General features: G+C 66.9%; 8 protein-coding genes, 1 pseudogene and 1 riboswitch. Of the genes and pseudogenes, 4 read left to right on the plus strand and 5 right to left on the minus strand.

Annotation, left to right across the window (positions count from 1 at the left end; translation table 11 throughout):
- Positions 1 to 37: 37 nt before the first annotated feature.
- Entirely contained in the window at positions 38 to 2,905 is a 2,868-nt protein-coding gene (gcvP, locus tag SOM47_RS06360) for an aminomethyl-transferring glycine dehydrogenase (protein ID WP_320505102.1), read from the minus strand.
- Positions 2,906 to 2,965: 60 nt separating this feature from the next.
- A riboswitch (glycine riboswitch) is annotated at positions 2,966 to 3,068 on the minus strand.
- Positions 3,069 to 3,374: 306 nt separating this feature from the next.
- Between gcvP and SOM47_RS06365 the strand changes: the two genes are divergently transcribed.
- Positions 3,375 to 4,613, plus strand: a complete 1,239-nt coding sequence (locus tag SOM47_RS06365) for a multidrug effflux MFS transporter (RefSeq protein WP_320505103.1) — start codon at positions 3,375 to 3,377, stop codon at positions 4,611 to 4,613.
- A 58-nt stretch (positions 4,614 to 4,671) separates the two neighbouring features.
- The gene (locus tag SOM47_RS06370; protein WP_042613526.1) at positions 4,672 to 5,064 is read left to right on the plus strand and encodes a hypothetical protein; all 393 of its coding nucleotides are present in this window, start codon (positions 4,672 to 4,674) and stop codon (positions 5,062 to 5,064) included.
- 134 nt (positions 5,065 to 5,198) lie between these two features.
- Here SOM47_RS06370 and SOM47_RS06375 read toward each other — a convergent pair whose 3' ends face one another.
- The 4 genes and pseudogenes from SOM47_RS06375 to SOM47_RS06390 form a co-directional block, all read right to left on the minus strand.
- Positions 5,199 to 7,184, minus strand: coding sequence for a M2 family metallopeptidase (locus SOM47_RS06375; protein WP_042613527.1), 1,986 nt, complete (start codon positions 7,182 to 7,184; stop codon positions 5,199 to 5,201).
- A gap of 99 nt (positions 7,185 to 7,283) precedes the next feature.
- The gene (locus tag SOM47_RS06380) at positions 7,284 to 8,930 is read right to left on the minus strand and encodes a phosphoethanolamine transferase (protein WP_320505104.1); all 1,647 of its coding nucleotides are present in this window, start codon (positions 8,928 to 8,930) and stop codon (positions 7,284 to 7,286) included.
- Entirely contained in the window at positions 8,927 to 9,685 is a 759-nt protein-coding gene (locus SOM47_RS06385; RefSeq protein ID WP_414715780.1) for a phosphatase PAP2 family protein, read from the minus strand. The genes SOM47_RS06380 and SOM47_RS06385 overlap by 4 nt, the downstream gene beginning before the upstream one ends.
- 107 nt (positions 9,686 to 9,792) lie before the next feature.
- Positions 9,793 to 10,107, minus strand: a pseudogene (locus SOM47_RS06390) (hypothetical protein); the annotation flags it as partial.
- Positions 10,108 to 10,281: 174 nt separating this feature from the next.
- Here SOM47_RS06390 and SOM47_RS06395 point away from each other — a divergent pair.
- The gene (locus SOM47_RS06395) at positions 10,282 to 10,980 is read left to right on the plus strand and encodes a response regulator transcription factor (protein ID WP_320505106.1); all 699 of its coding nucleotides are present in this window, start codon (positions 10,282 to 10,284) and stop codon (positions 10,978 to 10,980) included.
- A complete protein-coding gene (locus SOM47_RS06400; protein WP_320505107.1) occupies positions 10,970 to 12,250 on the plus strand; it encodes a sensor histidine kinase in 1,281 nt (426 codons plus the stop codon). The genes SOM47_RS06395 and SOM47_RS06400 overlap by 11 nt, the downstream gene beginning before the upstream one ends.
- The last annotated feature ends 14 nt before the right edge of the window (positions 12,251 to 12,264 follow it).

Genomic DNA, 12,264 nt, shown 5'->3' on the forward strand with positions numbered 1-12,264 from the left:
GGCCTTGTGGCTGACCGTGGATGCCCCGGGAGGCCGATCAGGCGTCGACTTCGTCATCCTTGTACGCATCGACCGGGATGCAGGCGCACATCACGTTCTTGTCGCCGTACACGTTGTCCACCCGGGCCACGGGCGGCCAGTACTTGGACTGCTTCAGGCTGGCCAGCGGGAACGCCGCCAGTTCGCGCGGGTAGGCGTGGGTCCACTCGCTTGCGGTTACTGCGGTGGCCGTGTGCGGTGCGTTCTTCAGCGGATTGTCCTCACGCTCCAGGCGGCCATCTTCGATCGCGGCGATCTCTTCGCGGATCTGGATCATCGCGTCGATGAAGCGATCCAGCTCGTGCTGGGATTCGCTTTCGGTCGGCTCCACCATCAACGTGCCGGCGACCGGGAAACTCAGCGTCGGCGCGTGGAAGCCGAAATCGATCAGTCGCTTGGCGATGTCCTCGGCGCCGATGCCGCTGGTCTTTTCCAGCGGGCGCACGTCCAGGATGCACTCATGTGCCACCAGCCCGTTGCGGCCGGTGTACAGGGTCTTGAAGTGCGGGGCCAGGCGGGTGGCAATGTAGTTGGCGTTGAGCAGGGCGACCTGGGTCGCCTTGCGCAGGCCTTCGCTGCCCATCAGCGTGATGTACATCCAGCTGATCGGCAGGATCGAGGCGCTGCCGAAGGATGCCGCCGAGACCATGCCGACATCACCTTCGCCACCGAGCACGCGTGGCAGGAACGGGGCCAGGTGCGACTTCACCGCGCAGGGACCCACGCCGGGACCACCGCCGCCGTGCGGGATGCAGAAGGTCTTGTGGAGGTTCAGGTGCGACACGTCCGAGCCCCATTTGCCGGGCTTGGCCACGCCGACCAGTGCGTTCATGTTGGCGCCATCGGTGTACACCTGGCCGCCGTGCTGGTGGATGATCTCGCAGATCTCCACGATCTCTTCCTCGAACACGCCGTGCGTGGACGGGTAGGTGACCATCAGCGCGGCGAGGCGGTCGCTGTACTTTTCCGCATTGCGGCGGATGTCGTCGACATCGACGTTGCCGTTTGCATCGGTCTTGGTGACCACGACCTTCATGCCGCACATCTGCGCCGACGCCGGGTTGGTGCCGTGCGCCGAATCCGGGATCAGGCAGATATCGCGATGGTCATCGCCGCGCGAACGGTGATACGCGCGGATTGCCAGCAGGCCGGCGTATTCGCCCTGCGCGCCGGAATTGGGCTGCAGGCTGACCGCGTCGTAGCCGGTGCATTCCACCAGCATCGCTTCCAGGCCTTCGATCAGCGCCTTGTAGCCCACGGCCTGGTCGGCCGGCACCAGCGGATGGATGTTGCCGAACTCCGGCCAGGTCACCGGGATCATTTCGGCGGTGGCGTTGAGCTTCATGGTGCACGAACCCAGCGGGATCATCGTGCGGTCCATCGCCAGGTCCTTGTCGGCCAGCGAACGCAGGTAGCGCAGCAGTTCGTGCTCGCTGTGGTGGGTGTTGAACACCGGGTGGGTCAGGAATCCGCTGCGGCGGACCAGGGCGGCAGGGATGGCGTCGGCAGTGCTGCTGTCCAGCGTATCCACGTCGGCCTGTGCGCCGAACACCGCGGCCAGCGCGATCACATCTTCGCGGGTGGCGGTCTCGTCCAGGCTGATGCTGACCGAGCTGCTGTCGATGGCACGCAGGTTGTAGCCGGCCGCGCGCGCGGCGCCGTGGATGGCCGCGGCGTCGATGCCGGTGACATGCAGCGTATCGAAGAAGTCGCTGCCGACGGCCACGCCGTTGCTGCGCAGCGCAGCGGCCAGGATCGCGGCCAGGCGGTGGGTGCGGCGTGCAATGCGGGTCAGCCCGTCCGGGCCGTGGTACACCGCATACATCGAGGCCATCACCGCCAGCAGCACCTGGGCGGTACAGATGTTGGAGGTGGCCTTCTCGCGGCGGATGTGCTGCTCGCGGGTCTGCAGGGTGAGGCGGTAGGCGGGGTTGCCCTGTGCATCGATGGAGACCCCGATCAGGCGGCCCGGCATCGAGCGCTTGTAGGCATCGCGGCAGGCCATGAAGGCGGCATGCGGGCCACCAAAGCCGAACGGCACGCCGAAGCGCTGGCTGTTGCCGACCACGATGTCCGCGCCCCATTCGCCGGGGGCGGCCAGCAGGGTCAATGCGAGCAGATCGGTCGCCACCGCGACCAGGCCGCCGCGGGCGTGCACGGCATCGACCAGCGCTTTGTGGTCGGCCACCTGGCCGAAGGTGTCCGGATACTGCAGCAGCAGGCCGAAGGCCTCCGCTTCCAGCGCTTCGGCCGGGGTACCCACGCGCAGCACGATGCCCAGCGGTTCGGCGCGGGTGCGCAGCAGTTCCAGCGTCTGCGGATGCACCGCGTCATGCACGAAGAAGGTGTCCGACTTCGACTTGGCCGAACGCTTGGCCAGGGTCATCGCTTCGGCCGCCGCAGTGGCTTCGTCCAGCAGCGAGGCGTTGGCGATTTCCATGCCGGTCAGGTCCGCGCACAGGGTCTGGAAGTTGATCAGCGCTTCCATGCGGCCCTGGGAAATCTCGGCCTGGTAGGGGGTGTAGGCGGTGTACCACGCCGGATTTTCCAGGATGTTGCGCAGGATGACGTTCGGCGTGTGGGTGCCGTAGTAGCCCTGTCCGATGAAGCTGCGCAGCACGGTGTTCTGGTCGGCGATGGCGCGGATCTTGGCCAGTGCCTGCACTTCGGTGATCGATTCGGGCAGCGCCAGCGGCGCCGGCGACTTGATCCGGGCTGGCACGATGGCGTCGGTCAGCGCATCCAGCGAGGCATGGCCGACCACGCTCAGCATCTGCGCGATCTCCGCATCGTTGGGGCCGATGTGGCGCTCGACGAACGCGTTGTGGTGTTCAAGCTCGCGCAACGAAGGGGTGTTCTGGGACATGGCGAAGGATCCGTCGGGAAAGGGCACGCACGTGGGCAGGCTGCCGATCAGCAGCCTGCGGGGCGCCCCTCTGTCCTTTTGCCTGAGAGTTTGGAAGCGCGCGTGTGCGCGGCTTCGTGCCCCTTCGGCGCCGGATCGAACCGGTCTCTCCAGAGTTTTGATGCGGGTGGTCACGGGCCTGAGCGATTACGGGCGTTTGCGCCTTCGGCAGCGGTGTCCTGCTTCTCCCACCTTGTTGCCCGTCGATTATAGCGGCCCGCGTGGAAGCCGGGGGCGCGGCGGGCCGATACACACGGCTGAATGCGGTGCGACCCACCGGACGGATTCGGCGCGGATCGCATGGTAATGGGCCGGACAACGGCCTATCATGGCGCCATTCTCGTATTCATCCGGCGCCGCTTTCCTGTCCTGCCTGGGCCGGACCGGGCGCCCGCCGCGCATGGCCTGCGCGGATCCTCCGGACGCTCCCATGACTGCCGCCTCGCCTTCGACCCGCCGTCTGGCCCTGCTGCTTGCAGGCCTGGCGATGTTCGGCCCGTTCTCCATCGACACCATTTTCCCGGCATTTCCGCAGTTGGCGCAGCGGCTCGGGGTGGATGAAGTAGCGGTGCAGCAGACCGTCAGCGTCTACCTGCTGTTCTATGGGCTGATGAGCCTGGCCCACGGCCCCCTTTCCGATGCCTGGGGGCGCAAGAGGGTGATCCTCGGCGGGCTGGTGGTGTTCGTGGGCGCCTCGGTCGGCTGCGCGCTGTCCACCGACCTGACCACGCTGCTGATGTTCCGCGCGCTGCAGGGCCTGTCGGCCGGCGTCGGCATGATCGTAGGCCGCGCGGTGATCCGCGACCTGTACCACGGCCACGATGCGCAGCGGTTGATGAGCCAGGTGTCGATGATCTTCGGCATCGCGCCGGCCATCGCGCCGATCATCGGCGGCTGGATCCTGCTCAGCGGTGCCGGCTGGCCGCTGATCTTCTGGTTCCTGGTGGTGTTCTCGCTGCTGCTGCTGGTGGCTACCGCGCGCTTCCTGCCGGAAACCCACCCGATCGACGCGCGCACGCCGCTGTCGCCGCGCGGGCTGGTGCGCGACTACCTGCGCATCGGCTCGAACCCGCGCTTCATGCGGTTGGCGCTGGCCGGCAGCATCAACTTCGGTGGCATCTTCCTCTACATCGCCTCCGCGCCGATGTTCGTGATGCAGCACCTGCGGTTGGGCGAAGGCGGATTCGCCTGGCTGTTCATCCCGACCATCGGCGGCATGACGGCCGGTTCGTTCCTGTCCGGGCGCATGGCCGGCCGTACCACGCCGACGCGCCAGGTCAGCATCGGCTTCATCTGCTGTGCGGTTTCGGCCGTGCTGAACACCGGCTACGTTGCCATGGCCCCGCAGCTGGCGCTGCCGTGGGCGGTGCTGCCGATCTTCATCGGTGGCCTGGGCATGGCGCTGATCTTCCCGATCCTGGCGCTGGCGGTGCTGGACATGTATCCGCACCAGCGCGGGCTGGCCTCGTCATTGCAGGCCTTCCTGCAGCTGATGGTCAGCACTCTGGTGGCCGGGCTGGTGTCGCCGCTGCTCAGCCATTCGCCGCTGCAGCTGGCGCTGGGCCAGGCGGCCTTCTTCGCGGTGGGCTTCGTGTTCTGGTATCGGGAACACCGGCGCGAGCGCGCTGAGCAGGCGCTGCGGGTGGCCACGGGCGAGGGGCCGCCGTGAAGCAGGTCCGCGCGTGGCGTGCGGTATCCTTGCCGGCCCGATTGACCGTAAGCCCCTGATGTCGACCACCTCCAAACTGCGCCGTGACATCCGCCGGCGCCGCGAAACCCAGGCCGCCAACCGCGAAGCCGCGAACGCCTCGCCGGTCGAGCCGCACGCCGAACTGCGCGACCAGCAGCGCACGCTGCTGGCCGGCATCGTGCGGCGCGATGGCGAATGGGTGCTGGGCATGGATGGCCGCATCGCCGGCCAGAGTGAGAGTGCCGCCCAGGTGCTGGCCTTGATCATGCAGGCCGGTGAGCTGCACGAACGCAAGGGCACGCCGGTGCGTCTGGTGTACTCGGACGCGCTGCGCGACGCCGCGCAGGCCGAGGCCAATGCACAGGGGCTCAGTTTCGATGAGTTCAAGGACGCGCTTGCCGCGAAGATGGCGGCCGGCAAGGCCAACTGATCAGGCGTTGCATGGAGTCCGGAGGTAGCGCCGAGCCATGCTCGGCGAGCGCAGCGGCAGGTAGTGACGGCCAGCGGCCGTCACTACCGGCATCAGGAGGGTAGCGCCGAGCCGTGCCCGGCGCCACCGCAGGGTCAGCGCTGTGCAGGCGCGGCCGGTGCCGCAGGTGCCGCGGCGCTGGCCTGCCAACCGCAGACCTGCCCTTGGTTCTGTTCCTTCAGCCAGGCATTGACCGGGGTGAAGTACTCGATCATCGGGCCGGCATCGAGCTTGTCACCGCCGGTGAGTTCCTTCAGCGTGGCCTGCCACGGCTGGCTGGCGCCCTTGCTCAGCATCGACCAGAACTTCTGCCCGGCCTCCTTGTTGCCGTAGAAGCTGCACTCGTGCAGCGGACCCTTGTAGCCGGATGCATCGCACAGGCCCTTGTAGAACTGGAACTGCAGGATGCGCGCCAGGAAGTAACGGGTGTACGGCGTGTTGCCCGGCACGTGGTACTTGGCGCCCGGATCGAAGAACTCCTCGCCACGGGTGGTCGGCGGGGCAACGCCCTGGTAACGCGCCTTCAGGTCCCACCAGGCCTTGTTGTAGTTGTCCGGAGTGATCGAGCCATCGAACACGCCCCAGCGCCAGCGGTCGATCATCAGGCCGAACGGCAGGAAGGCCACGCCGGACAGTGCCATCCGCATCTGGTTGTTGATCACCGCTTCGCGGCTCTCTTCGGGCTTGTCGACCAGACCGATGGAATTGAGGTACTTCGGCGTCATCGCCAGCACGATCGTGTCGCCGATCGCTTCATGGAAGCCATCGTTGGCACCGCCCTGGAACAGCGGCGGCAGCGGGTTGTAGGCCAGGTCGTAATAGATGTGGCCCAGCTCGTGGTAGATCGTGGTGAAGTTCTCTTCGTTCGGCTTGATGCACATCTTGGTGCGCACATCGCCGTCCATGTTCATGTCCCAGGCGCTGGCATGGCAGACCACGTCGCGGTCCTGCGGCTTGATGAACTGGGTGTTTTCCCAGTACGACTTCGGCAGCGCCGGCATGCCCAGCGACACGTAGAAGTCCTGCGCGCGTTCGGTCATCTGCCGCGCGGTGCGCAGTTCGGCTTCACGCTGCGCCTTGTACAGGCCTTCCACGTTGGCATTGCTGCCGGCCTTGGCCAGCGCGCCGCTGAGGTTGCCCTGATACTGCTTTTCCAGCGCAGCGGTGATGTCCAGGCTGCCGGCGCCCGGGTACGGCTGCAGCTGGTCCCACAGGTTGGACCAGTCCTGCTGCCACATGTTGCCGGTCAGGTGGGCAGCGATCAGGCCATTGCCCACTTCGGCCTTGTCCTTGCCGTAAGTGGCATCCAGCTTGCCGCGTGCGTAGCAGTGCAGCTGCTCGTACATCGGCTTGACCTGTTCCCACAGGCGGTCGGTTTCCGGTCCGATCTGCTCTGGCGGCATGTCATAACCACTGCGCCACATCTGTCCGGCATCGGCGAAGCCCAGGCCCTTGGCGCCTTCGTTCACCAGGCCGACGAACTGCTGGTAGTCGCCACGCATGTTCTTGGTGGTGCCGTGCCAGCCCTGCCACGCATCCAGCTGCTGGTCGTAGTCGCGGCTGCTGGACAGCACCTGCTCCAGGTCGCCCAGCTGGCGGCAGGAATTCGGATCGTTGGCATCGGTGCAGTACTTGCCGGCGCCATAACTGCCTTCCATGCGGGTGGCGATCTGGGTCAGTTGCGCCAGCTTTGCCGGGTCGCGTGGGGCGGGCATCGACGACATCAGCTTGAGCAGCTGCAGGGCCCGCTTGCTGTCATCGGACATCGGCTGACCTTCGAACTTCGCTGCCTGTTCGATCCAGCTGTTGAGCTGGGTCAAGGAGCGCTCGTTGGCCTTGGCCGCCACGCGCTCGGAATCACTGTTGATATAGGTCGAGGACAACCACTGCGCCGAGGTCATCTCCGGGTACGCGGCCTTGTATTCGGCATTGATGCGGGCCACGAACTGGTCGGCGGTTTCGCCGGCCGGCGCGGTTGCGGTTGCCGGTCCGGTGCCCGGGGAGGGCTCCTTCTTGCAGGCGACCAGCGACAGCGTGGCGGCGGCGATTGCCGAAGCCAGCAGGAGATGACGGTGTTTCACGGGTGGTCCTTGGGCGGTGAACGACCGCTGAAGGCTAGTGGGCCGGGCCCGCTGCCGCAAGGGGCAGAGGTCGGGGGCGCCGGAGGCGCCTGCCGATGATCACCCCTCGCAAGCGGCAAACAGGTCCCGCTGCGCCGCGTACAGGGCCGTACGTACCTGCATCAATCCGAGCACAGACGAAAACAGCGCATCGTGGTCGGTGTACTGGCCAGCGCGCTGGCGCACGCACTGCAGGTCCAGCCCGCGGTTGCGCGCGAACGAAGGCGAGAACCACATCGTCATCGGGACATGGGTCTGCTCTTCCGGGGCGATTGCGTATGGAATCCCATGCAGGAACAGACCTTTCTCGCCCAGCGATTCCCCGTGGTCGGACACGTAGATCATCGCCGTGTCGTAGTCTTCCATTCCCTGCAGCGTACCAATGGCCTGGGCAAGCACGTGGTCGGTGTACAGCAGCGCATTGTCGTAGCTGTTGGCGATCTGTTCGCGGGTGCAACGTCCCAGGTCGACGGTATCGCAGGTGGGGGTGAAGCGGCGGAACCGCGGGGGATGGCGCTCGAAGTAGGCAGGGCCGTGGTTGCCCAGCTGATGCAGCACGATGACCCGGTCACCGGGTTTCGCGCGCGCCTGTTGGGGAAGGTCCTGCAGCAGGATCTCGTCCAGGCAGCGCCCGTTGGCGCAGAGCCCCGGCGTGGTTGCATCAGCCAGTGACTGCAACGGCAGCCCTTCGCAGACGCCTTTGCAGCCGGACTGGTTGTCGCGCCACAGTACCCCGATGCCGGCGTGGTCCAGCACATGCAGCAGCGATTGGTGCGCACGGATCTTCTTCTCGTCATAGTCGCCGCGCCCCCAGGGCGAGAACATGCAGGGCACCGACACCTCGGTGCTTGTGCCGCAGGAATGCATGTCGGGGAAATTGATCACCGGCTTCTGCGCCAGCTCCGGGGTGGTCTGGCGCGCGCCGCCATTCAGGCCCCAGTTCTGCGCACGCGCGGTTTCGCCGAGGACGACCAGCAGCAGTCGCGGCCTGCTGCCCGACGCACGTGCCAGGACCTGGGCATCGGTACCAATCGGCAGTTTGGGCGCGCGCTGCACCGGGTTGTCGCCGCGCAGCGCACGGGGCAATCCCAGCAGGACGTTGGCCGGGGTCGCCAGGTAGCGCACTTCGCGCTGGCTGCGCATCAAGGCGGAAATCTCCTGGAACGACAGCAGTGCGCCGCCCAAGGCAACGCAGGCCGCCAGCAGCAGGAATCCCGCCCGCCACGACAGCGCGTCGGTCCAGCGCCGTTCGGTGAGCTGCAGGCGCCAGACCGCGAGCGTGGGCACCAGCCCCAGCAGCAACGGACCGGCCAGCGAGGCGGTCAGCAGTTCGCTGCTTTCGCGGCGGTCAGTGGCCAGCACGTTGCGCAGCATGTCCGCGTCCAGGTAGATGTGGTAAAGGCCCATGTAGTGGGAAGCCAGCATCGTCAGCATCAGCAGCGCGCTGACCACCACCTTGGCATTCCAGCGCCAGACCAGCAGGCCAAGCAGGAAGGCATGCGTGCCCAGCAGCAGGAGCAGCAGCGACAGCGCATAGCGGAGGCTGCCGGGATGGGTGGCCATCGCGCTGGTCCAGAACAGCCTATTGCCGGCGATGGCGAAAAACAGACTGGCCAGCGCGATCAGCGCTTCGCTGGAGAGCCGGGGCCGCCGTTGCAGCCAAGCCATGGCAGGCAGGCGCAGTGTGCGTGCGACATTGGCATTCATGCGCGCGCGCCCACCGGGCGAGAGGCCGGGCGCTGCAGGTAGCCGCGGATGAGTGCATAAAGGCCAAGCGAAAGCAGCCAGCAGACGGTCAGGGTGGCGAGGTCGTGCGACATGAAATGTGCGCCGCGGAGCTGCTGGGCAAACCCCAGCGCGATGCCGGCGAGCAGGCCGACGGCCAGCCCGCGCCAGCGCCAGGCCGGGCGCCACAGCAGCGCGAAGAAGTACAGGCTGACCCACGCATAGCCCGCGCTGGCCTGGCCGGCGGGAAAGCAGGCCGCGGCGGGCAGGACGGCGGGGCGGGCCTGCAGGAGGCCGACGAACGGGCGCTCGCCTCCGTAACGCACGAGGTCCCAAGGGCAGTCCATGTGGGTCAGTGATTTCAGCAGAGATACCGCGCCGGTGCCCAGCGCGATGGCCAGTACCAGATGCAACAGGGCCCAGCGCAGGCGGCGATCCTTGCCCTGGCGCCACTGGTACAGACACAGCACCAGCACCATGAGCGTAGCGGCGGCGCTGAGCCACTTGCCACCCTTGTGCATCAGCGTGCTGGTCATCCACGCCTCGCGCAGCAGCCATTGGTGGCCTTCCATCGCGAAAATGCGGTCGGCGATCCATTGGTCGCCGACCAGCACCAGCACGCTGAAAAGCAGGGATGCGGCGATCAAGGGCAACCAAAGATGGCCTGCAGTGAATCCGCTGCCTGCGATCTGCCGAACGCGTAGGAGCGAATATCCGGGAACAGCGGTGCGGTGCATGGTCGAGGCCATCTGAGGATCCTCGGCCATGCTAGGGAGCATGCTGTCGGAGAAAAATCGGAGCCCCGTTCGCCTTTGGTTAAAGCGCGAATGCGTGGCGCTTTCGATCATTCTTCGGCGTTGCTGGCGCCGATCATCGCCGCATGACAGCCGCTGGACCATGCGGTTCCCGGCACCAGTCGCCACCGGTTGCGGTTGGACATGCCGATGTCGATGACCTGCGCGGTATCCACGCAGGGGCTCATCGCCGCATCCTGCACCAGCAGCCAGCGTGCCTGCGGTGCAGCAGCAGGCCAGCGGCCCGCATCACGCCACTGCAGGTCCCACGGGCGCTTCAAGCCGAACTCGCGTACCTTCCGATCCGCCTGCAGCAGGTTCTGCTCCCGCCAGGCCAGCAGGCCCAGTTCTGTCTGCGCAGCCAGAGCAGGGGCAGGCGCCAGCGCCCGCAAGGGAAGGAAGACAGCGACAAAGGGGGAGCGTCCGGGTAAAGCCGGACTATCCACCCGGGCGCGTGGGAAATTCGTCGGAAGCGCGGGGGCACGGGATTCCGACATCGGCGGCGCTACCATGCAGGGAACTACGGGAGGGATACGCGCATGCGTCTGCTGGTGATCGAGGACAATCGGCAACTGGTCGCCAACCTGTTCGACTACTTCGAGTCGCGCGGGCATGTGCTGGACGTAGCGCCGGACGGCATCACCGGATTGCACCTGGCCACCACGCAGGTCTACGACGCGCTGATCCTGGACTGGATGCTGCCGCGCATGGAGGGCCCTGAAGTACTGCGTCGCCTGCGCGCCGAACACGCCTCGGAAGTGCCGGTGATCATGCTGACGGCCCGCGATGAACTGCCGGACAAGATCGCCGGCTTCCGCGCCGGCGCCGATGACTACCTGACCAAGCCCTTCGCATTGCCCGAGCTGGAAGTCCGGCTGGACGCGCTGGTGTTGCGCGCGCAGGGGCGCAACCCACGCAGACGCCTGCAGGTGGCCGACCTGGTGCTGGACCTGGCCACGTTGGAAGCCCAGCGCGCAGGCCAGGCGCTGCGCCTGTATCCGGCCTGCCGCAAGCTGCTGGAAGTGCTGATGCGTGCCAGTCCCGCCGCCGTGACGCGGCAGCAGCTGGAGTTCGCATTGTGGGGCGATGAACCCCCGGATGGCGACCTGCTCAGATCCCACGTCTACGAACTGCGCCGCAGCGTGGACGGACCGTTCGCGCGCAAGCTGGTGCATACCCTGCCGCGGGTCGGCTATCGCTTGGCCGTGCAGGAAGCAGAGGCCATCGATGGCCTCTAGGCCCGCCCCCCTGTATCGGCGCGTGTTGGGCTGGCTGCTGACCTACCTTGCGCTGATTTCGCTGGCGGTGTTCGGCGTGGGCAACAACGTGCATGAACATGCCGAACACGCGGCGTGGCGCGCGCTGCTGAACTCCGAGCTGGACAGCATCATCCTGCACAGCAAAAGCGATCCGGACTATCGCTGGCAGGATTCAGACACGCTCAGCCTGTTCCGTCTGGATCAGCCGGGGACCCCGGCAACGCTGCGCGGCCTGCACCCCGGGCTGCATGACGGCATCCCGATCGGCGAGCGCAAGGCGGCGGTGATGGTGCGGCAGACCGACACCATGGGCCGGGTGGCACTGGCCTTGGATATCTCCGACTTCGAAGCGCTGGAGCAGTTCGCCACGCGTTGGGTGCTGCTGGCCGGGCTGGTGATGGTGATCGTCACGGTGATCATGGCGCGCCTGGGCATGCAGCGGGTGGTACGCCCCTTGAGCCTGCTGGCCGGCGATATCGCCGCGCTGAAGCCGGGGGCGCCGGGGCAGCGCATCGTCGTGGATACGCGTGGAAGCGCCGAGCTGCACACCATTGCCGATTCCCTCAACGATTACCTGGCGCGCAACGAGCAGTTCGTCGAGCGCGAACGGGTGTTCATCAGCACCGCAAGCCATGAGCTGCGTACGCCGGTGGCGGTGATCACCGGGGCAGCCGAGCTGGCGCTGGAACAGCCCGGCCTGCCCGAGCGTGCGCGCCAGCAGATACTGCGCGTGCAACGCACCGCAGGAGACATGGAGGCACTGATCGAACTGCTGCTGGTGTTGGCGCGCGATCCGGCGCGGCTGGCCGCGCGTGCCGAACGCATCGCGTTGGCCCCGTTGCTGCCGCAGATCATCGAGGACCATCGCCACCTGCTGGGCGACAAGGACCTGACCGTGAGCCTGCAGGCTGCGCCGGTGGACCTGGTGGCACCGCTTGCGGTAGTGCAGGCGGCGATCGGCAACCTGCTGCGCAACGCCATCGAAAACAGTGGGCGTGGCAACATCCAGCTGGAGCTTTCATCGCATGGCGTGCTGACCCTGCGCGATCCCGGGCATGGCATGAGCCCGGAGGAGATCGCCGCGATCCACGCGCGGATGGCGCGCGGGCTGCGCAACGAACACGGCGGCATCGGCCTGGAGCTGGTCGCACGCCTGTGCGAACACCTGGGCTGGACGCTGCGGTTCGAACCGGTGAAGCCGCGCGGCACCCTGGCCACGCTGGATGTGAGTGCCTCGCGCCTGCAGTGACTGCCGGCCAGGGC

The organism is Stenotrophomonas sp. CFBP8980, assembly GCF_034046095.1.
Classification (GTDB): domain Bacteria; phylum Pseudomonadota; class Gammaproteobacteria; order Xanthomonadales; family Xanthomonadaceae; genus Stenotrophomonas; species Stenotrophomonas lacuserhaii.

Excerpts from the sequence above, each read along its gene's own strand:
- gcvP (WP_320505102.1), bottom strand. The coding sequence starts at position 2,905 with ATGTCCCAGAACACCCCTTCGTTGCGCGAGCTTGAACACCACAACGCG.
- SOM47_RS06365 (WP_320505103.1), top strand. The coding sequence starts at position 3,375 with ATGACTGCCGCCTCGCCTTCGACCCGCCGTCTGGCCCTGCTGCTTGCA.
- SOM47_RS06370 (WP_042613526.1), top strand. The coding sequence starts at position 4,672 with ATGTCGACCACCTCCAAACTGCGCCGTGACATCCGCCGGCGCCGCGAA.
- SOM47_RS06380 (WP_320505104.1), bottom strand. The coding sequence starts at position 8,930 with ATGAATGCCAATGTCGCACGCACACTGCGCCTGCCTGCCATGGCTTGG.
- SOM47_RS06385 (WP_414715780.1), bottom strand. The coding sequence starts at position 9,685 with ATGCACCGCACCGCTGTTCCCGGATATTCGCTCCTACGCGTTCGGCAG.
- SOM47_RS06395 (WP_320505106.1), top strand. The coding sequence starts at position 10,282 with ATGCGTCTGCTGGTGATCGAGGACAATCGGCAACTGGTCGCCAACCTG.
- SOM47_RS06400 (WP_320505107.1), top strand. The coding sequence starts at position 10,970 with ATGGCCTCTAGGCCCGCCCCCCTGTATCGGCGCGTGTTGGGCTGGCTG.